This is a genomic window from Paenibacillus sp. 276b (assembly GCF_900107875.1).
Lineage (GTDB): Bacteria > Bacillota > Bacilli > Paenibacillales > Paenibacillaceae > Paenibacillus > Paenibacillus marchantiae.
This window is the reverse complement of record NZ_FNRR01000011.1, coordinates 97,290-121,092: the sequence shown is the minus strand read 5'-3', so window position 1 is coordinate 121,092 and position 23,803 is coordinate 97,290. Positions and strand designations below refer to the sequence as shown.

Annotated in this window: 20 protein-coding genes; 4 read left to right on the top strand and 16 right to left on the bottom strand. The window is 45.5% G+C overall.

Annotation, left to right across the window (positions count from 1 at the left end; all coding sequences use genetic code 11):
* Positions 1 to 15: 15 nt before the first annotated feature.
* The 7 genes from BLV50_RS30670 to BLV50_RS30640 form a co-directional block, all read right to left on the bottom strand.
* Positions 16 to 2,130 (bottom strand): DUF5054 domain-containing protein, encoded by a 2,115-nt coding sequence (locus BLV50_RS30670; protein ID WP_090811845.1) that lies wholly within the window; start codon positions 2,128 to 2,130, stop codon positions 16 to 18.
* Positions 2,131 to 2,237: 107 nt separating this feature from the next.
* A complete protein-coding gene (locus BLV50_RS30665; protein ID WP_063567153.1) occupies positions 2,238 to 3,725 on the bottom strand; it encodes a Vps62-related protein in 1,488 nt (495 codons plus the stop codon).
* 399 nt (positions 3,726 to 4,124) lie between these two features.
* Complete coding sequence (locus BLV50_RS30660) at positions 4,125 to 5,264, bottom strand: GntR family transcriptional regulator (RefSeq protein WP_072735658.1); 1,140 nt, start codon at positions 5,262 to 5,264, stop codon at positions 4,125 to 4,127.
* A 134-nt stretch (positions 5,265 to 5,398) separates the two neighbouring features.
* The gene (locus BLV50_RS30655; protein WP_090811843.1) at positions 5,399 to 5,929 is read right to left on the bottom strand and encodes an HAD family hydrolase; all 531 of its coding nucleotides are present in this window, start codon (positions 5,927 to 5,929) and stop codon (positions 5,399 to 5,401) included.
* Positions 5,930 to 6,139: 210 nt separating this feature from the next.
* Positions 6,140 to 7,144 (bottom strand): phosphotransferase enzyme family protein, encoded by a 1,005-nt coding sequence (locus BLV50_RS30650; RefSeq protein ID WP_090811840.1) that lies wholly within the window; start codon positions 7,142 to 7,144, stop codon positions 6,140 to 6,142.
* Between the two features lie 388 nt (positions 7,145 to 7,532).
* Entirely contained in the window at positions 7,533 to 8,114 is a 582-nt protein-coding gene (locus tag BLV50_RS30645) for a hypothetical protein (protein ID WP_090811838.1), read from the bottom strand.
* 5 nt (positions 8,115 to 8,119) lie between these two features.
* On the bottom strand, positions 8,120 to 9,703 hold the full coding sequence (locus BLV50_RS30640) for a glycosyltransferase family 39 protein (protein ID WP_090811836.1): 1,584 nt from the start codon (positions 9,701 to 9,703) through the stop codon (positions 8,120 to 8,122).
* A gap of 244 nt (positions 9,704 to 9,947) precedes the next feature.
* On the opposite strand from BLV50_RS30640, the gene BLV50_RS33870 reads away from it, so the two are divergent.
* On the top strand, positions 9,948 to 10,028 hold the full coding sequence (locus BLV50_RS33870) for a putative holin-like toxin (RefSeq protein ID WP_350338901.1): 81 nt from the start codon (positions 9,948 to 9,950) through the stop codon (positions 10,026 to 10,028).
* Positions 10,029 to 10,264: 236 nt separating this feature from the next.
* Here the strand turns inward: BLV50_RS33870 and BLV50_RS30635 are convergent, their stop codons facing one another.
* Positions 10,265 to 10,651, bottom strand: a complete 387-nt coding sequence (locus BLV50_RS30635; protein ID WP_090811835.1) for an iron chaperone — start codon at positions 10,649 to 10,651, stop codon at positions 10,265 to 10,267.
* Positions 10,652 to 10,693: 42 nt separating this feature from the next.
* On the bottom strand, positions 10,694 to 11,356 hold the full coding sequence (locus BLV50_RS30630; RefSeq protein WP_090811833.1) for a M48 family metallopeptidase: 663 nt from the start codon (positions 11,354 to 11,356) through the stop codon (positions 10,694 to 10,696).
* A gap of 170 nt (positions 11,357 to 11,526) precedes the next feature.
* On the opposite strand from BLV50_RS30630, the gene BLV50_RS30625 reads away from it, so the two are divergent.
* Complete coding sequence (locus BLV50_RS30625) at positions 11,527 to 12,285, top strand: GNAT family N-acetyltransferase (protein WP_063567146.1); 759 nt, start codon at positions 11,527 to 11,529, stop codon at positions 12,283 to 12,285.
* Between the two features lie 40 nt (positions 12,286 to 12,325).
* Here the strand turns inward: BLV50_RS30625 and BLV50_RS30620 are convergent, their stop codons facing one another.
* Both BLV50_RS30620 and BLV50_RS30615 read right to left on the bottom strand, forming a co-directional pair.
* The gene (locus BLV50_RS30620) at positions 12,326 to 12,742 is read right to left on the bottom strand and encodes a phospholipase domain-containing protein (protein ID WP_090811831.1); all 417 of its coding nucleotides are present in this window, start codon (positions 12,740 to 12,742) and stop codon (positions 12,326 to 12,328) included.
* A gap of 89 nt (positions 12,743 to 12,831) precedes the next feature.
* Positions 12,832 to 13,251 carry an ester cyclase gene (locus BLV50_RS30615; RefSeq protein WP_063567144.1) on the bottom strand — a complete coding sequence of 140 codons (420 nt, stop codon included), beginning with the start codon at positions 13,249 to 13,251 and terminating at the stop codon, positions 12,832 to 12,834.
* Positions 13,252 to 13,568: 317 nt separating this feature from the next.
* On the opposite strand from BLV50_RS30615, the gene BLV50_RS30610 reads away from it, so the two are divergent.
* Entirely contained in the window at positions 13,569 to 16,106 is a 2,538-nt protein-coding gene (locus tag BLV50_RS30610) for a transglutaminase domain-containing protein (protein ID WP_090811829.1), read from the top strand.
* A 125-nt stretch (positions 16,107 to 16,231) separates the two neighbouring features.
* On the opposite strand, the gene BLV50_RS30605 is transcribed toward BLV50_RS30610, so the two are convergent.
* Positions 16,232 to 17,134, bottom strand: coding sequence for an SDR family oxidoreductase (locus BLV50_RS30605; RefSeq protein ID WP_090811827.1), 903 nt, complete (start codon positions 17,132 to 17,134; stop codon positions 16,232 to 16,234).
* A gap of 390 nt (positions 17,135 to 17,524) precedes the next feature.
* On the opposite strand from BLV50_RS30605, the gene BLV50_RS30600 reads away from it, so the two are divergent.
* Positions 17,525 to 18,508 carry a MerR family transcriptional regulator gene (locus tag BLV50_RS30600; protein WP_143038171.1) on the top strand — a complete coding sequence of 328 codons (984 nt, stop codon included), beginning with the start codon at positions 17,525 to 17,527 and terminating at the stop codon, positions 18,506 to 18,508.
* 26 nt (positions 18,509 to 18,534) lie between these two features.
* On the opposite strand, the gene BLV50_RS30595 is transcribed toward BLV50_RS30600, so the two are convergent.
* The 4 genes from BLV50_RS30595 to BLV50_RS30580 all read right to left on the bottom strand — a co-directional run bounded on the left by BLV50_RS30595 (position 18,535) and on the right by BLV50_RS30580 (position 23,802).
* Positions 18,535 to 19,995 (bottom strand): alpha/beta hydrolase family protein, encoded by a 1,461-nt coding sequence (locus tag BLV50_RS30595; protein WP_090811823.1) that lies wholly within the window; start codon positions 19,993 to 19,995, stop codon positions 18,535 to 18,537.
* A 227-nt stretch (positions 19,996 to 20,222) separates the two neighbouring features.
* Positions 20,223 to 21,602, bottom strand: a complete 1,380-nt coding sequence (locus tag BLV50_RS30590; protein WP_090811821.1) for an amino acid permease — start codon at positions 21,600 to 21,602, stop codon at positions 20,223 to 20,225.
* A gap of 176 nt (positions 21,603 to 21,778) precedes the next feature.
* Positions 21,779 to 23,131: a sensor histidine kinase gene (locus BLV50_RS30585; RefSeq protein ID WP_090811819.1), complete on the bottom strand. Its 1,353-nt coding sequence runs from the start codon at positions 23,129 to 23,131 to the stop codon at positions 21,779 to 21,781.
* Complete coding sequence (locus BLV50_RS30580) at positions 23,128 to 23,802, bottom strand: response regulator transcription factor (RefSeq protein ID WP_063567131.1); 675 nt, start codon at positions 23,800 to 23,802, stop codon at positions 23,128 to 23,130. The genes BLV50_RS30585 and BLV50_RS30580 overlap by 4 nt, the downstream gene beginning before the upstream one ends.
* Position 23,803 lies beyond the last annotated feature (1 nt).

Here is a 23,803-nt window from a genome sequence, read left to right as displayed (position 1 = left end):
CTACATCAACTTCTCTTATTTGCGGTTTGCAGCTGTATTTAGTCGAAAGCGGAATTTGGCATCCTCGCCGTACCACATTGGGAAATTGGTGCCCCAGATATTGTTATGCAGATTAAATTGCCATCCGGATTCAAGCGAAACAAACGAGTTGTCGAATTGCAGCAATCTTCTCTGTCCAGGTGCGACCAAAGCGGAATCCAGTGCTTCAATAGAGGCCTGACCATCTGTGCCCTCATAGAATACTCCCTTGTCTACAGCATGCAGATTGCGGTTGCCGTCTTTTACAACATTCAACGGAGAGATTCGTCCTCCAAGCTTGTCCATCATCCACAGATTGGGGTTATCCACCTTCAGTCCGCATCCAAACCAACTGGCCTCTGGAAGACGATTCGCTTCTTTTCCAAACCATTGCAAGCTAACCTCTACCACTCCTGCCTGTGAAAACGTATATACCAGTTCCAGTTCCTTGGGTGCTCCGTACAATTCATGACTTTCTGTTGGCATGGACAACCGGAACCCATACGTATCGCTATGAGCATTGCCTGACTTGTGCATATCGGTCACGATTGGCAAGTACACCTGATGGCTTGGCAGTGGGCGCACAAATTCAAAGCCAGGTTTGTTGAAGTCGGCATCCGCCCAAGGATGTGTCACAGGCAGGTTCTGCATATAGGTACGGAAATACCTGTCGTAATCCTCCGTCCCGAAGGTTTCATAGGCATAGGCTCCGAACGGATGCTTCGCGTCCACCCAATTCTTTCCCTTCTCGTCCGTCAGCTGAATCAGTGCACCATTGTTATTGAAGGCCAGCCGGTATCCACCACTGCTATAAACTTGATGACTTACCGCAGATACATTACCGGAAAACACACTTTTAACTGGATTTAGTTGTTCAAAAGCTTGCCGCGCTTCCTTCTGCTTGTCATCACTCAGGCACGCCACAGCCGTGTCCAAATATCCCCGCTGTTCCGCCCAAGAGCTCTCTATCATGGAATAGGTACGACGGCTCGTCTCCGAAGAGAACATTCCGCTGGAATGACTGTCGAACTCATCCATGGCGAAGGCACCGATATATTGAAATTTTGCAGGGATATCCTCCACATCGACTTCGTTCATTTCCCGTGCACGGTTGAAGTCAGGCTTGGCATAATTCCGGAAATCCGGAAGCCATTTCTTCACATCAAGCCCCCACGTATGCTCCACAACCAGCAGCATGGCATCACTCATGCCTTTATATTCAGCGCTTGCCGGATCGATCCGGCCTTCGGTCAGCCACTTGTCTCTTAACCGCTGCAACTGGCGGAATCGGGCTATTTTAAGCGGGTCAGTACCGCCTCCGTGAATCCAAGTATCCCCGAGCTCTTCACATACAACAGGTAATTGGTCCCGAACCTGATCAAGGTGCACTGCAAATGCATCAAGAGACGACGCCATAATCTCTGCATCGGGGTATCGTTCCTGGATATGCTGGAATTGTTCACGAATCTCTTCTGCGCTTGGCGGTCCGCAATTGTCGCCCGTATGGGCAAACAACAAGATATCATCGATACCTTCAATTTCGACTGCCTCTCCGTAGGTGTCCGCATAATTGACAATGATCTCACTGCCATCCGCTGCCTGCCATCTGAACAGTTTAGGCACATCCGGGCGCATGGAAGCTGGATTAACCCCAAGATGCATATACCGGATACCCACTTCATTCATCAAAGGCACCATAGACAGGGTATGACCGGGTACATCCGTCATTTTTGCTGCAATGGTCGTTTTGCCAAATTGTTTATCCAGTTCCAGTCCAATGGACAATCCGTAGCGAAATAATGAGGGGTCCATCAGCTCGGTATGCGTCGTGAACGGTAATCCATGCCATACAATATGACCTTTGCGGATCGCTTGTTCCATAGCCTGTTTACCCTCTTTGGACGCATGATTCAGATAATGACGGATCAGCCAGGAACCCGTGGTCCATATGAACTGCTCTCGTCCTCCCTCTGCTTCCAACTGCGCGGACAAAGCGATAGCTTTGGGTACGTACTCTTCCATGTACTGCTTTACGACGTTCTCCGCCAAGTGCGTAAATCCGATATCCAGGTGAGTTTTAAAAACAACATGTACTTTTTTACGGTTAGTCATGGTTGTCTGAGCCTCCGTTGTTAGATTCACAGTTAATACTGTTTATATGAACAATAAGCATGGAAGACCCGCTTCATGTGAAAGCGAGTCCCCTCGTTAATTATCGTCTAATCTAAAATAACATCATTCGTTAATGCGCCTTTTTCCTGCGGTCCTGTTGGTCCCCCTGCAAGTAGAGGCTGACCAAAGAAGGAGCCTTGGGACGGATTTCCGAATCTATAGACAGACAAGCTGTTCGGATTACTGTAATCCCTGTCCAGCCATGATGGCCAAGCATTTCCCAGACCATTACCTGTTCGAGTATTCGGATAATACTGAAAAGCCTGGATATTGTTCCAGGTATCCCATGCCGTTCCCTGATTCGTCACATCAATCAACTGGGTTACGACGAGTTCCTGATAGACATGATTACCAGGATCTTTCCACATCCCATGGGAACCAAACGCGGAATACGCAACAGGATGTGTATTGTTTACTTTGTCCACTTCACCCCAAGAGTAGGTTGTACCGAAAGAATGCGCGCCATAGTAAACTTGAACCGGCTTCACATAGTTACTGTTCTGATCAGTGAACTTGGCCAATCTGACCGTGACCCGCTCCCAGTCTCCGACATGATCTCCCACTTCCGTACCAAACACCGTTTTCCCAAGATCATAGGGACTGAACTGGAAATATACCAGATCGATGTTGTTATACTCCTTCTCCACCCAAAACGCATAGATCGGCGCATTAGCCAGATCGCCCGTAAAATAAGGTAGTTTCAGGGTATATGGATTCAATTCCGTTTTGGTCTTAAATTCATACAAACCTGAACCTGGATTCACATAGCGATCCACATGCGGCAGGGTATGTTCTACCGAGGACGGGAAATAAACTTCGCCTTGGGCAAACCAGATCTTGGGAGCAAAGGTTTGCAATATTTCACGCTTGGCTGTGTCACTGTAATCGTTACCCGGAACGGCAACCGAGGTGGCATCGAGCGGCGAGATGGCTTCAACCTTCAGGCTCGATACCGAATCATTGATATCTCCGCCAACATAGATCGCATCTGCGGTCAGAACCTTGGAATATCCAGCGAAATTGTAGTCTTTGTACAATGTGACCTTATACCCTGGGGCTACCCGGAGTGCAGAGATGGCATCATTGCCTACTCCAGCCTTCAGTTCATCCACATTATAGCTGCCGATATCAAACTGCTGCTCAAAACCTCCATAAGGCGAATTGGAATATGCGATAACTGGTTTATTGGGGCCTCCGATCTTCTCTACTTTCAGACTGGAGGTCGCGTCGTTAAAATCATCAAGCCATCCCGCATCGCCGGTCAGCGTTTTGGTATCACCGGAGAAATCCTTGTCACGATACAGGGTCAATCGATATCCCGGAGCTACCTTTACCGAAGATATTTTGTCGTTGCCAACCACGTTAAGCTGATTCACATTGAACTGGCCAATCCCAAACGGTTGGGAGCTGCCTCCAAAATCTCCATCCTGGTAAACCGTTACGGCGTTGTCCTCTTCCGCCTGCGCGGGTTGCGCCAGTGGAAAGAAAAGAGATAATGCCAAGAACGAAGCTGCAAGCAAGGATTTGATTGTCATATTCGGGCTCCTCTTCGAATAATGATTTCGTTTATTGCCAACGTTCGTACGTTACATTTCTTTTGGCTCTGCAGGTCATTTCCCAGGATGTATGGTAGCGCTTTCCGGAATATCCTCCCTTCATCCTTGAAAGATAAGTGGCATATCTTCACACTAATATATGTCATTGACATATACAATGATATAAATGTAAATTTTTCTCCAAATAAACTTCATATAACTACTATTATTTACATTATATTTGCATAAAACGGTAACAAGCATAACAAATTTTGCATTGTTGAGTTTGAATAAGATAGCAAACCACATATGTCACTGACATACAAAAAAACCTCCCTTATCATCAAAACGAGATAAGGAAGGTTTAAATTGGCTTGAATAACGGAACCGCATCAACACTCATTGATTAAGATTACGTACGGAGCTTCGTTCGATGATGGTTGTGTTCACCTTGATGGATAAAGCACCTTCTCGGGAATTCTCCATACGTTTGCACAGCAAATTCACTGCTGCCTGTCCAAGCTTCTCTGTCGTTTGTCTTGCCGTAGTCAGTGGCACGGGCAGCAGACTCGCCAACTGGATGTCGGAAAAACCAATGATGGACAGTTCCTCAGGTACCTGCTTGTGGATGGATAAGGCCGTGTACAGACAAGAAGTCGCGATATAATCATCCGCACAGACAACGGCTGTCATTGCCGGATTACTTTGAATGAAATCCTTGAGTTGCAGATTCGGCCCATTCAGGTTGAGCATGTAATCCTCTGCACAATCCAGGCAAATATTGCGACCGTTAACAGGCAGTGCGTAGTCCAGCATGGCCTGCACATAACCTTTATAGCGATCCTCCCGGCTCGTCACTCCATCAAACGACATAGAGATATACCCAATTTCCCGATGTCCTCTATCAATCAAATATTCCGTCAAGTTGTAGGCTCCCTGATAATGGTCATGGTACACACAATCAATATTGACCTCACGAAAGATCCGATCGATGATTACCAAAGGGTAATTCAACAGATTAAGCTCCAGCACCTTTTCACTGCAGCGTGTTCGCCCCCTTGGAAACAAAATAATTCCATCGATTCCTTCCTCGTACAACTCTTGTAGGCAGAAGCTCTCATCCTCTTTATCCGTAGTAATCCGAATGAGCAGCTGGCACCCGGATTTACGTGCTTCCTGCTCAACGGATGCTATAATTCTGGCTACGTAATCATCCATATTGGGGAACAGCAGGGCAATTTTTCGCTTTATAAGTTTCTTGTCTGTAGTTACATTCCCCGACAAAAACTCTTTACCCGGGCCGCCCAAATAATCACCCGACACAAATGTCCCCCGCCGCGCCAACCGATAGACAATACCTTGTTTCTCCAAAATTTGCAGCGCAAGCTTGGCCGTCATACGGCTGACAGAATACAGTTTGGCGAGCTCGCCTTCCGATGGCACGGGATCATGTGGCTGCAGTTTCCGGTTACGGATTTCTTCCATCACCAAATCGGCAGTTTGCAAGTACAACAACGGCTTCCGATGTGGTTCCTCCATGTGAACACCTACCCTGTTCCGGATTTTACGATCATTCTATCATTTTCTCATGTAAAAAAGTAAAAATAGCCCTTGAGCAGAAGGTAGAATGACATTCAATCCTTCTGCTCAAGGGCATGCAAGCAAACATTTATTTATTTGACTTCGGCATTTAGCCGTTCAATAAGTTCAAGCAGCTCCAACGGTTCACCAACTGTGTGAGTCGGACGTTCTGTTTCATCCACCGGCTCATGGGGATAACGCGGCGTCCAGCTCTGAAAGATGCTGGTGATGCCAAGTGCGTTGGCTCCCTTCATATCACGACTCAGGTTATTGCCAATCATCACTGTTCTTGAAAAATCCCCTTCGGACAAATCAAGGGCACCAATTGCTGCCTTAAACATCCGCGGGCTTGGCTTGCTGGCTTTAATATTCTCCGAAATAATCATTGCGCTAAAATAATCATGAAGTCCATGCTGCTTAAATACGTTCTTGAAGGATTGTGCATCGCCGTCAGCAACCAGGGCCAGCGTGTACCCTTTTTCATGAAGCTTCTGAATCGTAATATCCGCACCCGGAATCAGATCCGCACTCAGAACAATTCCCTCTTCGTCCCGAATCTCGGTCGATTCATCAACAATGGTATCGCCGCTGTCAAAAAAGATAATTAACTTTTTGTCGTCCATGTTCGTTATGACCGTCCTCTTCATTCAATTGGTGAAACGAATTGTCGGTTTCCACTTGACCATGTAATCCAACATTGATGTTCTAATAAAAGGTATAGCGCTTAATCTAATGTTACAATGGAGACGAATAAAAAATCAATCATTATTTCGTTGCACTTATGCAGATGCCAGATTTAAGCTTAATCATCTTGACCGAAAAAGTACTGAGGATCAATTTGCCGGTAGTTGGAGGGGCTGCTGCTGACCAAACTGCTTTGATTTCACTGTCATCTCTTTATCCAGCCTTGCTCTTAATCCACTCATCCACTCCGGCTCATTTGCCCATTGTTCTGCCCCAGATCGAAGCACACGTACATAACCGTACAGATTGGCAAAACGACGACATGCCGGAAACATCGACTCCATATCATAGGCGTCTCCTGCTTCCTTCCAGTACCCTTGCAAGAATATTCGCTTCTTCTGCTCCCATTCATCCGGCTGAATTTCATCCCGTAAACTATCCAGACTCTGCTCCACATCCATTGCGTACCAGTGGTACATGGCGTCATCGAAGTCAATGGCGTAACAGGAATGACTCTCCTCGTCATAGAAGACATTATCCAGTTCAAAATCATAATGAATTAACCCGAAGTTCTGCTGTGTAACGGGCCAATTTGCAAAATAATTCCGGAGAACTTCTACCTCATTGAGCGCCGCATTCTCGCCAGGGAACTCCCCCAGAACGTCCTTCATCCAATCCAGTACATCGGTATACGTCCAGCGTTTTGCCTGTGTGTGTGTATATTCACGAGATAAACGATGCAGCTTACCCAATGCCTCACCCAAGCTGTACACGATCTGGTCATTTATATCGATACTGCCCATCTGGTTACCAGGAACTCGTTTGAATACAGAGGCATAATACATTCCCCAAGGCGTATGAGCCACTACCAGCTCTTTTCCTGCATGGGAAGGTACTGCTTCCATGGCGCCATATTGATTTAGTTTAAGATAGGACAGGAACTCCAACTCCGCTGCAAGATTGGTTTGATTTTTCTCATCTACAGGGGCAAAACGAAGCAAGTAAACCTCTCCCTGATCCCTGAACGGATACACGGCATTGGAGGATATACGATAATACTGGAACATGTCCAGTGACTCCGGATCATAACTCCAGTTTTTCAAAATCATCTCGGCGAGATCGTTATTATGGAATAAATATTTAAGTTTTAACATGGGCATATCTCCTTAGTGGTCGTTTAATATAGAACGCTTTAAGCGTTCCGAATCCTATTTTTGCGCGCAAAAAGCCGCAGGCTATGCCTGCGGCTTTAAAAATTCTGGATACACGGGTTTACTTGCATAAGCAAATAAACCTCGTGCATACCAGGAAAAATGAGCAGTTATATCCCTATATGTCGGCAGACTTCAGATCGTCACATTAGCAGACTCCAAATGCTTCGCCATGTGTTCGTTGCTCTGCCGGATCTATTCAGTTCGTAATCACCTTAATTGTTGTAGTAACGCTTTGCATCATCTTAGCCCGTCGTTTCATGACGCTCACTCCTTCCGAAAATCAAGTTATTTCCATAATACTCCATCAAGTGATCTTAGGCAACGAATATCAAGACTGTGTAACAACCATTCGCTCTACGGTCTCGGTGTTCTCCTTATACCAAACCATAACGACATCTCCCTCCTTCAGGTCAGACACCTGAAGGGATGAATTAGCATTTTGGTTGTTGCCTGGGGCACCCATGCCTTCCGTGATATCCACATCCTCACTGATGTCCAACTTCAGTTCAATGCCCGTATCTTTCATTTCCATGCTTCCGCCTCTGGAGGCGCCTGGTTGTCTTTCATTTCCATTAGTCGAGCCTGTGGATGAGTTATCCTCCACCTCAAGCAACGAGATCGTGACGGTACTCCCTGTGGCAGAGATCACTTTGCCTGTAAGATCGGCATTCATCATCCCCCGCATATCGTCCTGACCGCCTGTTCTGCCATTCATCCCTTGCCCTCCGCCCCTTTGTGCTCCTCCATTCATGCCCGGGCCACCGCCATTCATCATTCCGCCACCGTTCATGCCTTGTGCAGAACCGGTATTCGTAATGTTCTGGGCAGTAATAACATCACAAGCAGAGAGCAAAACGGAGCAGGTCAGCAGCAAGAGCATAGCCGATATGAGATAACCATTTTTTCGCATACGGATCACCCTTTTCTCAGGGAAGGACGTTCCCAGCCAAGTTTTCTATGAAACATGAAATTATACGCATCTTTAAATCCCATGTACGACAATACAATCAGCAGCGGATATACGGGGTAGATATACCTCGATTTAATCTCCCACAGAATATAGAACCCGATAAATCCGAGAATAACTAGAATCAAAGAGACTTCGTCATACCGCTTTCCACGAATTGCACCGACCAAACGAATGAAAATAAAACAGTACATCATGAAATTCATCACATAAACGATCCAAAGCACCCCCGTCCGGTAGACGGAATCTCCCTTGAATAAGTCTGTTACCGCATTGGTATAACTGTAGGAGCCGGCAATTCCGCCACCTCTTCCTCCTCCCATACCCGAGGAGCTTTCGTTGCCGATGCCATATCGATCCATTTGGTAGGTCCCTTCGGTCCAGGTCCAAATGATCTTTTTGTAATACATCTGCGCCAAGTCACTTAAGCTAGCTTCCGACAACTTGCGTTCAATCTCCTGCTTGTACAGTTCTGTACTTTCAGCTTTATTATAGTTGGCTTCTCTTTGATAGATCTGGTAGCTCTCCATGTTGTCCCAGAAGCCGAATCGTTCCAGATTAATACCCATGTTCAACCACATATAGACCGGTGCCGAATTTTCCCCATCAGATTCACTTACAGCACCCGAAGATTTTAATACCGCATTCTGAGTCCACCCTGGGACGTTAAACAACGTAGCCAGCACGAAGACGGAGACAATCACTTTCTTGAATCCAATACTTCGCATATTTAGCAGGATGGTTAACATAGCAGCAATCAGCACAATTACGCCAATGCTTCGGAAGTAGTTGCCAATCGCGAGCAGAATGGCGGCAATGACGATTGTCCGCCAAGACTTTGCACGTATAAACCGAATCAAAAAGTATAAACAAGACGTCAGAAATGCCGTAGCAATAACATCGTTATAGATCAGGTTGTTCAGGAACAGGGATGGCAGATACGTGGCTGCAAAGATCAGAACCCCGTAATCACGTTCCGCGGACTTATGATTTAACTGTTTATAAATGAGATAAATCATTAATGTCGTTACCGTTGCAAACAAAATATTGAACAGCTTGATTACCAGATAATTATCCGGGAACAGGTACAGCAATGTCTTTAGATACAAGACGGTGGAAAAGTTGAACGGGAACATGTGCAGATATCCGCCTGATTCAAACGAAGAATAATCGTGATCGTATAGCATGTTCATCGCGAGTGAAAGCACAGTCTGTGAATCATCCGTAGGCACTCGTGGAAACACGAAGATAATGATGATTTGAATGGCCAGCGAACATAGCAGCACCACCGGAATGACAACCTTTGGGCTGTATTTGTTAAGCTTCAGGCAAAGGCGGTATAACCCCACACCCGATACCAGAAGCAAAGCAATCACCGGGATAAAAATACTCCACTGCTGCGTATCCAGAATCGGATTATCCCCATACAAGGTGTAGTTATACTGCGCCCGGACAAACAGGGACGAAACGATAAACACGCCGACAAAAACAAGCAGAATGAGATAAAGCGACTTATGGATCACCTTAGACATGCCAAAACTCCTTTTCCAGTACAGGATTCGGGAATAGTATAATGCCTTTACCTGAAAAAAGGCTGAATTCAGATTCGTGCTTAAGAATGCTCATTGAAGGATGATTTCAAGCACAAAAAAGGACCATTCCTTGGATAAGGTAACAGTCCCAATAGCTTCTTACAATATATGCTATAATCAACAAAGCAATAGAATAGGCTTAAAGGGTCGGTCGGCTACCTCGCCATGAAGGGAGGGATGCCCTGTGACAGTTTTTGAAGCAATCATGTTGATGCTTACCTTCGGTACGCTCATCGTTGCCATTCTGTCCGATAAACGCAAATAGACCGCCCCCATAGCAAAGGATCGCGGTCTATTTCATCGTGCCCTTATGTTACCGAAGCCCACCGCCCTTAAAAGCGGCTATTGCTCAGAGGAGTCGTGTTACCAGCACGGCTCTCTTTGCATTTTACGTCTAATCTGCTCTAATTATACCATACTCAAATCTTTGAAGTCACATATAAACCGTGTTAATCATCGTACATTCACTTATATTCATGCATATTTTTACGGTACCATTAGCTACTTCTTTCGCTTCTTTTCCTTAGCCTTTTCCACATTGGCCTGCACCCGAAATTCCACGATCCGGCGGATCAATTCTTCTGGCAATGGTTGATCTAATGGAAATTGAACCGATCCTTTGGCTCCTTTATACCGTGAGAGTTCTTCCTTAAACGCTTCGATCCCACTGGAACCCGGGTAAAATCCAATATGCTTGGAGTACGCTGCAAAATGAACCAAGTTCCCGTGCTCTGCATACGTTGGCATCTTGTAACTGATCTTCTCCACGGCATTGGGAGCGGAATCGCGAATAATCTGTCTTAATGATCGTAATTTGACCTGTACATCCGAAGGAAATTGCGCGATATATTCATCTACCAGCACATCAAAAGAGGTACTCTCTGACATCTTGAACTCCTTCCACCACGTCCATTCGTGGTACGCGTATTTTTACAACGTCATGGCTCGGCCATTTCGCATCAGATAATCCTCTTTGGCTTTGTAGTCAGGCATAACACTGCCCACACGGCGCCAGAACGAACGATCATGATTCATATGATGGATGTGGCATAACTCATGGATGATTACGTAATCAATCACCTCTAGTGGAGCCATCGCCAAACGGTAGTTAAACGTCAGCTTTTTATCCCAACTGCAGCTTCCCCACTTGGTCGCCGATTCTACGATATCCACAGACTTCGGCTTCACCTTCAACTCCTGCTGGTAACGGCCGATGCGCTCACCGATCATTCTTTTACACTCGGCAAAATAAAACTTCTTCAGATTCGTACGCAATTCCTCTTCCGAACATCCCTCTACGTCAATTAACTCATGCAGTGCATGTTCTTTGCCAAAGAGCAGAAACTTCCCTTTGCCTTCCTCTTCATATTCTTTCGCTTGAGGACCGTCCAACGCTTGTTGCATCAGAGCAGATTTTGTCAAAATTACTTCCCCATGTTGCGCAACAAGCTGCCGGATCATGTCTTCGCTGGTACCATTGGGAGCCTTGATTGTGACCATATAGGGTAAATCCATCGTAATGGAAGCTTTCTTCCGTTTCCCATATTCGATGTGACAGTTAATGATGTGATTGTTTATTTCAATAGATAGCATAACCTGCTCCACTTCTTTCGATATTTCAATTTCAAAATTCTAATTTATTCATTCAAATTGTAACCCATTCTGTGACTCTATGCATAATGTTCAGCGTTATTACATATTTTATATTGAATTTTTATTCATTAATATGTATTATTATAAAATTATAAGATAGGAGGATAGATATGATCCCTACATCGAATTCGGATTATAAAACCATTGAGGAACTATCACTCAACCATTGGCAGCCCTTATCCACCTTACTTTTTGACGGATGGGTACTGCGTTTTGCACAGGGATATACGAAGCGCGCCAACTCCATTCAACCCCTTCACTACTCTACCCAAGATGTGCATGAAAAGATCGAGCAATGCGAGCGAATCTACGCTTCCAATCAATTAAGTACCATATTCAAGATTACGCCGTTTATCCAGCCGGATCATCTCGACCAGCTTTTACATGAAAAGGGGTATGATGTTGTGGATCTGAGCCGGGTCCAGACTCGGAGCTTGGATACCATTAAGGAGCCTGAGCACTCTGCTGTAAAAATGGACGAACAGTTAACCGGAGAGTGGCTGGATCACTTTTGCAGACTAAATCAGGTAAATGATCTGCATCGGGGAACGATGGAACAAATGTTGACCAACATCCGTACGCGCACAGGTTTCATCTCGCTGTTCATCGACGGACAAGTCGTTGCTTGTGGATTCGGTGTGGTGGAACGAGGCTATATTGGACTGTATGACATTATTACGGACGCTAACTTTCGGAATCGGGGATTAGCCGAGCAGATGATCCTTCATCTATTGCACTGGGGAAAAGAGAATGGCGCTACCTCCAGTTACCTGCAAGTAGTTGCTAATAATGCTCCCGCAATAAAACTATATGCCAAACTTGGATTCTCGGAAATCTATACATACTGGTATAGGATTAAGAAAGCTTAGGCTTTTCTACAATCACTCTACCAGCATGAGCCGATGGCTTTTACAAACTTCTCAATTTATTGAGGTCTGTACCCAAACGCACACTCAATTTGCCGGACATCCCTTGTGCAGAAGACATGCTCACATAAAACCAACCCGTTGACCAAGCTTGGTCACTCCAATAAGTATGCTCTTTACCATCTGCTGGGACAGTATAAGACATTTTTGCGGTTCCATCAGTAGATCCTTGGTTGATCGTGAACGTAAACACTTTCGAACCTGTGTTTTTAAAGCTCACCTTCACATATTCAAATCCCACCGGGATATTAAACTGTTTCGTAGTCGCAGTACCTGCGAGCTCCTCGTTATTAATTACTGATAATGTCGTGGATGTAGTGACACCTGTTTCATTATTCATTGATGCTGTTGTTATTACTGTAGTAATGATCGCGGTGGCGGCTAGAACAGCCATTGCCATTTTTGTGATGTGTTTTATGATGTCACCTCCACCTGCTATATCTCTGTATTATACAGTTTAAGAAATCTCTCCTGTGAAAGAGCTGGTTATCAGCTCTGATTGCGCTCCAATTGTTTTTCGATCCCCAGCCTGTCGATCTGAATCCAGTATTCTGCAATTCTCTCATTCTCCACTCGATATACCGCACTCGCCATTTCAATCACGGGCAGGTTGGTCGGCGCATATCCATCCACTTCTCCAACATGAGTACCCACTTGTCTCCAGCGTACATATACTTTATCCCCCTGTGCAAGCAACTCCTGAATCTGCAGCGAAAAATCTCCGTACGCCTCGATCATTTCCCTCACATGATCCGCATAGACGGAGGGCGTTCTTGTGACTGTCACTTCCTCTTCCGAGATCACCTGGTGAGCCAGTACCTGCTCGGCCATCAGTGTATTGGCATAATCAAGATTGCGACCCGAGCGCACTTCTTCAAAAAAAGTTCTGACAATCTGTTCTGGCGTCATCCGATCCACTCCATTTTTCGTTTTATCATGCATTGTACCAGAAGTCTCGACAATTCTCACTCTCTCGCAAAGATCAATTTAACTTGCTCTTATACAGGATTCTCACTCTATTGTATATAGTCATAATATACCATTACATATCTTGACAATAAGTCTATATGACCATAGACTAGCAAAAGACATTAGGGAATTAATAGGAGGTTTTGCTGATAAGAGGTTCGAAAATGAGTTTTAACCAGAAATGATAATGTTCGATGTTTAGATTTTTTAGAAATTAGCTTTTGCAACAACTTAGAAAAACGAGAAAGTGGTGTACCATGAAACGTTTATTTTTGATTATGTTTACGCTCACCCTGTTATTGGCTGGATGCCAGAGCAATGACAAGGAGAGTAGCCCGTCCGAGAATAACCCCACAGAAATAGTAGAAGGCTCTAGCGTATTAAGTTTGAAGCAGAAGTACGGATCTGAATCGAATAAAGAGATTATGCCGATGTATAACGTAGCTCAAGATGAAGAATTTACGTTCAAGTTTAAAGCAGATTTAGGAAAAAGTAACTGGTCACTGAGTGATATGATTTCAGTACATACCGATATTAAAGCACTTAAGGCAAGTGAAGTAGCTTTGTTGTCAGATATTCATGACAATAGTATTTCTATTAAACCTCTTGGATGGGGCGTTTTAAGTTCCGATTCCATGATGAACAGGGGTCAAAGTTCTTGGGGTGGTGCCCCAATATATTACATTCGTCTGAATTATGATCCTGACGCAGAGAACCTGACACTGCTCGATCAACCAATCATTATTCCGTTTACGGTGAAATCAGAGTTACCTGTACCCAACCTAAGATACGAAATTGATAAAGACAGACGGTTCAAATTGGTCTGGGACAAGGTTCAGGGTGCAACTGAATATAAAATTTATAAACGTTCTGACCTAACCGACTTTGATACAAACAAACCTTTAACTGGCGAAGAGGATGCTTTCAGCAATAGTATACCTTTAGATATTGCGGTAACGACTGAGACTTCCTTTAATGATTTTATGAGCGACGGAAGAGGCGGGCTTGCGACTTATAATGAAATGATAACTACTCATCAAAACCATGGTATACGAGGAGAATATTACGTCACTGCAATGGGTGGAGGCAAAGAGTCCAATTTTAGCAAAGGTGTACCTACAGCTCAGCTTGCTTCCCAGTTACCGACATCTTTGAAAGAACAATTGTACATGGAAAAATTAAAGAATATAGATGTACTTCCCCAGAAAACGACAGTTGAGTACAATGACGGCTCTTTATCCCGTGAAACGATTGTTTATGATACCGCCAAAGTAGAGATTTCGGAGTTCAATGAAACAAATATTCCTTTTCACATTAAAGGAACAGCACTGAAAAGTTACGTACGAGTGGAGAATGTGACCCAAGAAGACCTGGATAGACTTGCCCAGCAAACGGTTGCTCAGTCTAGTAACGGACTAGTGGAACCGAAGAATGACACACCTTACGTCCCTGCACCTGATGTGCCAACGATCATCAACAATCATGATGCACCTGTGAATGAGCCGGCAACGGAAACAGAAGCAGACACAGAACCGACGGTGGAAGAAACTCCATCTACGGAGTCCACAACCAATACTGGAACGTCAGAAGATAAAACTGATTCTGCATCCAACGAGGCTTCCGATGATACTTCCGATAAGTCTTCCGATAAAGCTTCTGATGAAATTACGAGTGAATCACCTGATCCAGCTTCCGAAACTGAAGAAGACAACTTGGTTGATGAGCAGAAATCCAATACACAGCAGAATGTAGAACAAGGCAATCAGGAAACGGTTCCTGAGCCGGCTACAGGCGATGCCATGATCAATGCAGATTCTGCATTGGAAGAAGTTTTGGCTAAAAACATGGTTGCTGTCCAAGACAAGATCTCATTAAAAGCTTTTCCAGAGGCCCAAAATTTCACAACACTCTCGGATGTTGTCCTGAAAGTGATGTACCAGAATCCATTGATTCTGGGTGTGGAAGGTTTTGAATACAACTACGGTACACTTACCCTTTCGATCCATTACAATGAATCGGCAGATGTCATCCAGAAGAAGCAGAGCGAGATTATTGCCAAAGCAAACGAAGTTGTTGCTTCCATCATCAAGGATGGCATGAAGGATGATGAGAAACGGAAAGCCATCTACGATTATCTGAACGATAACGCGAAGTATGATGATGCAGCATTGGAAAATGCGGAACAGAACAACTTTAAAAATGTCGATGCACAGTTCAATGATTCGTTTACCACTTACGGTATCCTTGTCAAAGGCGTTGGCGTATGTGCCAGCTATGCTTCCGTCTACAAACTGCTCTCCGATCTGTCTGGACTGGAAAGCATCGTCGTAACGGGAGCATCTAGCGGTGTTCCTCATGCATGGAATAAGGTCAAGATCGGGAATGAATGGTTCCATGTAGATGCCACCAACAATCTGACCAATTCCGGTATTCCTTACTTCCTGTACAATGCAAATGATGAGACGGCTGCAAGTCAGAAAACGATAGCCGATAAGGATTACTGGCTTGATGCCGAACTCGCCCTGTTTAATGGTGAAAGTGATGCGAACGATTATTATGTACAGAACGATCTCGAAGTCGCTTCGATTAGTGAATACAAAACGAAGGCTGAGAGTGAACTGAAAAATGGAGAAAATCGGGTGATTCTCCGTTTTGCCTCACCTGTGGACTCTGATGAGCTGATGACAGCTGCCGGTGAAGCCCTCGCTGCGGTAGATGAAGCCCTGCTGAATACGGCTCAATTGGCCACGCTTGGCAGCTACGCCATTCTGGAGCCTAACCCGGATCAGAAGTAATTCAATAATTAAGAAAATTCCATAATAACAAAGAACTCCATTCACCTTCATCGGGAATGGAGTTCTTTGCTTCTCTTGCTTATGATCACTGACCTAAGATTCATAGGCCCATTTTATATCCAAAATTACGGACTAACTGTACCGCCATTGGCGTTCAGTGTCTCACCGCTCACATAGCTCGATTCCTGGCTTGCCAGGAACACAAACGCTGGTGCCATTTCAGCAGGCTGCCCTGCACGGCCAAGCGGAGTATTAGATCCAAAATCAGCAAGCTTCTCTACGGGCTGTCCACCGACCACCTGAAGCGGCGTCCATACCGGACCTGGTGCGACAACGTTCACACGGATGCCTTTACTGCCGACTTGCTGGGCCAGCGCTTTGCTGAAGGTGTTGATTGCAGCCTTTGTTGTCGCATAATCCAGCAGGATTGGTGACGGCTTATATGCCTGAATAGAAGACGTGTTAATGATGGAGCTGCCTGGTTTCATGTGTTTCACAGCTGCTTTACAGAGCCAGAACATTGAATAGACATTGGTTTTGAATGTCGCATCAAATTGTTCTGTAGTCAGATCGGCGATCTGCTCAACAAACTGCTGTTTACCTGCTACGTTGGCGAGGATATCGATCCCACCGAGCTCTTTTACAGCAGACTCAATGAGTTCTTCGCAGTATTTCTCATCCTTGAGGTCACCTGGAATCGCAACAGCCTTGCGGCCTGCTTCCTCGATCAGCTTGACCACTTCCTTCGCATCGGCTTCTTCCTCGGGAAGGTAAGCCAGAACGACATCCGCACCTTCACGAGCAAAAGCGATGGCGGCTGCCCGACCAATACCGCTGTCTGCTCCGGTTACAACAGCTTTACGTCCGGTCAGACGGCCGCTGCCTTTGTAGCTTTTTTCACCTGCATCAGGTACAGGAGTCATTTCACGTTGAAGCCCGGGCTCCTTCTGCTGCTGCTTCCAATCTGATGTTGCCTTCGGATATTGTGTCGTCGGATCTTGCATGGTGTGCTGGTCTTGATTAGCCATGTACAATTCCTCCTCGGATTAATTTACACTCTATAAATAGAACGAAATGATTCTACACTGGTCACTACGCGGTCAGAGCAACCTTCCGATCGCTGTTATCCCCAGATTTTTTCTATCCCTAATTAAGGAGAAATCCGGTGATAAAGGCGAACGTTTCACTTCTCCAGGCTTTCTCTGCCCTCTACGTTATTGTGTAGAAAATAAGTTCAATTTAAATAGACTGTGTAAATTTAAATTTATTTATTATGTTGTTTTCATAAAAGTTGCACTCTTTCCTTTGTAACCGAGATGGGTGGAATTTAAACTGGCTCTGGACATTTCCATGGCAAACCTTCCGACTTGGAATCTCCTGTAACTGGAGGTTGTATAATAGATCCTGAGGTGATTTTATTGAATCAAAGCAAAGATACATATTCGATCGGTGAAGCTGCCAAAATGATCGGCTCGACTGTCAAAACGATTCGTTATTACGATGAAATCGAGTTGCTCCGGCCCTCTTTTCATACGGAAGGTGGTCACCGTCTTTATACACCGCAAGACGTGTGGCGGCTGGAACTGATCACAACGCTACGCTATTTGAATTTTGGCATATCGGATATTCGCAAGCTGATGTCCGGTGAACTTAGCGTGTCACAGGCCCTGGATCTACAGATTGAAGCCTTGGAAACTCAGATCGGGACCATGAATTCCATGCTCTCCATTCTGCAACAAGCCAAACAGCAGGAAGTGGAAGATACGCTTCATTCCGGACAGTCTCTTACCTATGTTTCAAGCCTGGTGGATTCACTGACCGTCAATGCCCAAAAAAGAAAACAATTCATCTCCGCCAAAATGGAAGAATCTCACCTGCTGGACGAAATCCCGCACGAATGGAGAGTTTCGTTTCTGCATTTTTTCGATAAATACATGATGAAAGATACAAAGCTGTCTGCCCAGCAAACACTGGCATGGAAGGAAATCCAGGAAATCATCAACGATCCGGCCTACATCGCCGATCTGGCCCGCCTCGAACTTCCCTTCTTCACCATGGCGAATCATCCACAGATTGAAGCAGACGCCTGGGTAAAAAAAATGGAGACCCTCCGCATTCGTGCCACTGAAGCTCTAGACAAACGTTGGCCGTTAGATAGCCCTGCAGTGCAGAGCATGGTGTGGGATTTTGTGATGATGTACGCCAGTATTGAACATGCTGGAGATCCGGAAGCATTTTTTCGCAGACAAGCTCGATATATGCTCGACTCCGTAACAGAGCGCATCCTTCGTTTTAACAAGCTCTGCAAAATCGTGAATCCTGAATGGAGCCAGATCGTAGACGGCATTAATCTGTTGCAAGAAGGAATGCGACTGCGGTTAAAACAAATGGAAGAAGACTGAATTCCAGTCCTCTTCCATTTTTAGATTCAACCTTTTTTCAATGAATAGGATGTGTGTTCTCCCACTTCACTGTCCAACTGGAGCGGTTGCCCTTTCAGATAGTGGTTAAAGAAGTCGATTGTTGTATCATTTACAATTTGGTGTGCTTTCCTTGCATCTACACCCTGTGACCATTTCAGAATGGGAGATACCAGGTAGAGGTCCGAGAAGCTTAAATGTTTGGTATTACTCAGCTCCATCCAGTAGTTCCCTCCCGCGGTCACCGGTTCATAACGTGCATACACTTCTTCGTAATATTTCTCGGCTTCCGGACGAGTCGTACCCATAGCTGCAATCTCGTCGTCACTCATGACACTTGTACCTGCAACGGTTGTATCCGCGCTCATCATGAGAAACGGTTTGCCTACACCTTCAGCAGGAATACGCTTCTCTCCAAACAATACGCCATCCATGTTCATACCTGCTTTGACACGAGGATCATCCATCAGCATCTGTACGGTTGTTGTCCCGCCAAATGAATGTCCAAACATGCCGATGTTGTCCAGATCCAGATGACCGTTAAAACGCCCGTTTGCGTCATTGGCAGCCAGTTTCTCCACTTGATCCAGCACAAATTGCGCATCCTTCACCCATGTCTCGTTGAGCTTGTCCATATAACTGAACTGCAGTTGATCGAAGCCTTCCTTGCCCTCCGATTCAAATTGCGCCACACGCCCGTCCGGGAACACCGAGACTAGACTGCTATACGTATGATTAATACCCACAACAATATAACCTTGGCTGACCAATTGCTCCACCTGGAACGTATTTTGGTTTTCATAACCATGTAGGCCATGAGAGAAAAGAATGACCGGATACTTGGCTTCCGCATCAGACAATGATGCCTCCTGAATGGCATGGGTTTTGACTTCACTCAGGTTTGAAAATAGAAGCTTTGGCAGCGTCAGTACATCATTAAAGGCTGTTGCATACACTTTCGGATCATTCACGTAAGGAGCCGTTGTTCCCTTGGTGTCTTTAACCGTTGGATACCAGATCTGCACCATCAGTTCCCGTTTGTCTCCGGCAGTACTCGTCAGCAATTCCTCCCGGCTCTCATCCGTCCAATCGTAGGATACCGTACCGATTCCGTAAGGTCCTGTTGGTTTATCAAACGAAAATACCGGGAACAGGAGTGGCAGCCCGATTGTCACAGCAGCGTATACCAATACCAACAGCGATGTTCCGATGATTCGAACACGTCCGAATTTCCGCATAACGGTTGATTTTGACCTTTTAGCGATTAACACAATCAGTGGAACCAGTGTGAGCAAATACACCGGAATCATGGGCCAACGCAATCCCTCAAGCACCCCATGTACCAGCAATAATACAACCGATATGACCCATCCTCCCCACACCATTTTCCGAGGTTTGTTTCGGCCCCCAATCAACCACACCAGCATTACTACATTGAAAATAAGATAAATCCATTCCAGTGTTCTCATTATTCCTTGCCCCCTTCTCTACCACAACTGAAATTAAAATATATCGTGCAGCAGCTCTTCTATTTCCAATCATAAAACCTCCAGTTACAGGAGATTCAAGCATGAATTTTGAAAACAAAAAAATGCACTCCCTGTATGACACTGGATCTCCCGAAGGTTCTCCCATGTATTCAAGGAATGCACGTATGATATTACGATATTAACATCAACGATTTGATAATAAGAGGTTAGTGATCTTTGCCTTCATCTACCCGCTGTCTTTTCCCTATGCCAAATACAAAATATCCGATCACAACGATCGCCATAAATGTAGCCCCAACAATGAGGGGTAACCGCGTATCCGGGTTAAATGCCATACCGATAATAACGAGCGTCAGATATACGATGATGATATAGTTGCTGATTGGGAACCATTTGGATTTAAAATTGTGTTCAGCCATCTCATTGCCCCAACGCTTTCTGAATCGGAACTGGCTGAAGGCGAGTGCGAACCACGGAACCATCCCCGGAAGAACACTTGCGCTATAGATATACAGGAACAGTTTGGAGTCCGGCATCAGGTAGTTGAGTACCACACCCACCAGCAGCAAGGAAATCGTGATGATAATACTGTTGCGGGGAACCCCGCCTTTGGACAGCTTTCTGAAAAAGGCCGGTGCCTGTCCATTCTCCGCAAGCGTGTAAAGCATACGTCCTGCACTATAGATCCCACTGTTACATCCCGACATCGCGGCGGTAAGCACAACAAAGTTGATAATTCCCGCTGCAGCGACAATCCCGACTTTGGCAAACGTCAGTACAAACGGACTTCCCGTCTCTCCCACTTCATTCCAAGGGTACAATGTCACGATGACAAAGATGGCCCCAACGTAAAAAATGAGAATACGCCACACGATGTTTTTGATCGCTTTACGCAGCGTGATCTTCGGATTTTCCGCTTCACCTGCCGTAATCCCTACCATTTCAACGCCTTGATAAGCAGCTGTTACGATACACAGGGCAAAGAGGAAACCTTTGATGCCTCCAGGGAAAAATCCGCCATGGCTCACCAGATTCGATAGCCCAATGGGCTGCCCTCCGTTCCCCCAGCCGAAGAAGATCAGTCCGGTTCCGATCACGATCATGAAGACAATAGCCGTCACCTTGATCAGTGCAAACCAGAATTCGAATTCTCCATAGTACTTTACCGCTGCCAGATTCGCTGCCGCAATAATAAGCACGCCAGCCAAGGCAGGCAGCCATTGTGGAATATCCGGGAACCAGTAGCCTACATAAATCCCAATCGCGGTGACTTCTGCCATACCAACCGTGACCCAGAGGAACCAATAACTCCAGGCAGTCAGGAACCCGGCGAGTGGACTGATATACTTATGAGCAAATGTGGCAAATGAACCGGTGACAGGCTCTTGAATCAACATTTCCCCCATAATACGCATGACAAAAAAGATAATGATCCCGGCCAGCAAATAGGCCAGCAGCACTGAAGGACCTGCCCATTTGATCGTACTTGCCGATCCCATGAACAATCCGACCCCGATCGTACCTCCGAGTGCAATCAGCTCTACATGGCGGGGCTTTAGCCCTCTAGATAGTTGCTTTGATTCCAAACGATTCTCCCCTTTTCACATTCACATTAACGCAATGCAGAATTACTTCACCAAATTGTACGAGATGTACCACAGAAATACAACAAGGAATGTAAGGAAGCGGATTCAGTGCACAGTAACATAAATAGAGCTACCAACAAATTAATGTTAGGCAGCCCTCAGCTACTTTTTTTTATTTATCCTATAGGCAGATGAACCAGCACCGTCGTACCCTCACCCTCCTGGCTTTTCATTTCGACGGTTCCGTGATGGAGCATCACGATTTTCTTGACGATCGCAAGGCCCAGACCGTTACCACTGATGCTGCGGTTTCGCGACAGATCTGTTTTATAAAACCGATCAAACACATAATCGAGCTGCTCTGGCGCTATTCCAATGCCCGTATCCGTTATCGTGATGAGAATTTTGTTCTCTAACTGGTGCGTCCGTATATGAATATGCCCACCTGCTGGCGTAAACTTGATGCTGTTCCCCAGCAGATTCATCCAGACCTGATTAAGTTGATCCCGATCTGCTGTAACTTGAATCGGTTCTGCCAACTCCAGATGAACCTGAATATTTTTGGTGGACCACTGCGGCTCGCAGGTAACGATAATTTGCCGAATTTGCTCATCAAGATTATAGGTAGCCGCCTCGAACGGATGATGATCGGAGTCCAGAGATGCAAGCTCCAGCAGATTATCGCTAAGTCTGGATAGCCGTCCACTCTCCGTAATAATGATATCGAGGTAATAGTTACGATCAGCCTCGGCAACCAGGTTACTATTTTTCATCGCCATGGCAAATCCGGAAATAGAGGTCAGCGGGGTTTGAATCTCATGAGATACATTGGAAACAAAATCCTGTCTCATCTGTTCCAACTGTTTGAGCTCACTCGCCATCTCATTAAAACTGTGTGTCAAAGCTCCCATTTCGTCCACACGTTTCGTTTGGATTTCCACGTCAAAATCACCCTTCGCCAGCTGTTTGGTTGCACGAGTCAATACCTGAATCGGTTTCACCAAGTACCTTGCAGCAATAAAAATACATAGGCTTCCGATAAACAGTGCGAGTAATAATATCAGGAGGACCATCCGATTAATGATATTTTCGTTCTGCGGGGAATATTGCATAAACACGGCTTGCGGCTCCCCTTGGAATGGGAAAGGAAGACCGATAAAGGTCTGATCCACCTCAGCCGGAGAACGATAGACCTGACCCTGCAATACCATTTGAACCACCTCTGGTGCAATTTGAACGGTCTGCGTATTGTCCAGATCATAGTATGTTACGTTGCCGGAAACATCATATAGATGAATGGGATAGGTGGATATCTTCACCATACTTTTAATGAATGCCTCCCGGTCCTCCGGGTGTGTTTGTTCATAGAGACGTATCATTTCCTCACCTGTTGCAATCATGTCATTCTGACCGAGATGGTTTACTTCTTTTTTGAACAGAAAGAGCCCTATGAGGAAAGACGACAGCAGGCTGAAAATAATGACAACCAGAAATGTGATAATGATGCGAACGTATAAGGTCTTGATCATGTGATCACTAACCGGTAGCCCAGACTTCGGGCCGTTTCAATCTGAAAATGGTGGGCATCACCAGCGAATTTTTCCCTTAATCGCTTAATGTGAACGTCAACCGTTCGGTCATCCCCTTCATAGTCGCTCCCCCAGATTTTCGTAATTAGCTGTTCCCGGGTAAATATCTGCCCAGGCTGATTCGCCAGCATGAACAGCAATTCGAACTCCTTTAAAGGCAGATTAAGCGTCTCCTCCCCTCGAATCACTTGAAAACTGCGGCGATTCAGTGTAATGCCCCCCAATTGAATCGTTTGGGAAGAGACAATCAGATACCGTTTCAGCAATGCTTTCACTCTCATCACAAGCTCCAGTGGATCGAAGGGCTTCGTCAAATAATCATCTGTTCCAAGCTGGAATCCCTTCACTTTCTGAGCCGATTCCCCTTTTACCGTAACCATCAAGAGCGGCATATTCAGATCCATGCGCCGGATCTCCCGGCATAGTTCCCAACCATCCAATTTTGGCATCATAATATCGAGGATAACCAGATCAATTGGGGATTTCTCAACAATATCCAATGCTTCTGCACCGTCTTTAGCCACCACGATCTCAAATCCCTCATTCCGCAAAAACAAGGTAATCAGCTCACGAATGTGCACATCGTCGTCCACGACAAGGATTTGGGTCATA

What these genes read in the sequence shown, in the direction of transcription:
- BLV50_RS30595 (WP_090811823.1), bottom strand. Translation starts at nt 19,995, where the DNA reads ATGAGAACACTGGAATGGATTTATCTTATTTTCAATGTAGTAATGCTG.
- BLV50_RS30655 (WP_090811843.1), bottom strand. Translation starts at nt 5,929, where the DNA reads ATGGACGACAAAAAGTTAATTATCTTTTTTGACAGCGGCGATACCATT.
- BLV50_RS30620 (WP_090811831.1), bottom strand. Translation starts at nt 12,742, where the DNA reads ATGGCAATGGCTGTTCTAGCCGCCACCGCGATCATTACTACAGTAATA.
- BLV50_RS30670 (WP_090811845.1), bottom strand. Translation starts at nt 2,130, where the DNA reads ATGACTAACCGTAAAAAAGTACATGTTGTTTTTAAAACTCACCTGGAT.
- BLV50_RS30645 (WP_090811838.1), bottom strand. Translation starts at nt 8,114, where the DNA reads ATGCGAAAAAATGGTTATCTCATATCGGCTATGCTCTTGCTGCTGACC.
- BLV50_RS30640 (WP_090811836.1), bottom strand. Translation starts at nt 9,703, where the DNA reads ATGTCTAAGGTGATCCATAAGTCGCTTTATCTCATTCTGCTTGTTTTT.
- BLV50_RS30580 (WP_063567131.1), bottom strand. Translation starts at nt 23,802, where the DNA reads ATGACCCAAATCCTTGTCGTGGACGACGATGTGCACATTCGTGAGCTG.
- BLV50_RS30635 (WP_090811835.1), bottom strand. Translation starts at nt 10,651, where the DNA reads ATGTCAGAGAGTACCTCTTTTGATGTGCTGGTAGATGAATATATCGCG.
- BLV50_RS30610 (WP_090811829.1), top strand. Translation starts at nt 13,569, where the DNA reads ATGAAACGTTTATTTTTGATTATGTTTACGCTCACCCTGTTATTGGCT.
- BLV50_RS30585 (WP_090811819.1), bottom strand. Translation starts at nt 23,131, where the DNA reads ATGATCAAGACCTTATACGTTCGCATCATTATCACATTTCTGGTTGTC.
- BLV50_RS30630 (WP_090811833.1), bottom strand. Translation starts at nt 11,356, where the DNA reads ATGCTATCTATTGAAATAAACAATCACATCATTAACTGTCACATCGAA.
- BLV50_RS30660 (WP_072735658.1), bottom strand. Translation starts at nt 5,264, where the DNA reads ATGGAGGAACCACATCGGAAGCCGTTGTTGTACTTGCAAACTGCCGAT.
- BLV50_RS30615 (WP_063567144.1), bottom strand. Translation starts at nt 13,251, where the DNA reads ATGACGCCAGAACAGATTGTCAGAACTTTTTTTGAAGAAGTGCGCTCG.
- BLV50_RS30665 (WP_063567153.1), bottom strand. Translation starts at nt 3,725, where the DNA reads ATGACAATCAAATCCTTGCTTGCAGCTTCGTTCTTGGCATTATCTCTT.
- BLV50_RS30625 (WP_063567146.1), top strand. Translation starts at nt 11,527, where the DNA reads ATGATCCCTACATCGAATTCGGATTATAAAACCATTGAGGAACTATCA.
- BLV50_RS30605 (WP_090811827.1), bottom strand. Translation starts at nt 17,134, where the DNA reads ATGGCTAATCAAGACCAGCACACCATGCAAGATCCGACGACACAATAT.
- BLV50_RS30650 (WP_090811840.1), bottom strand. Translation starts at nt 7,144, where the DNA reads ATGTTAAAACTTAAATATTTATTCCATAATAACGATCTCGCCGAGATG.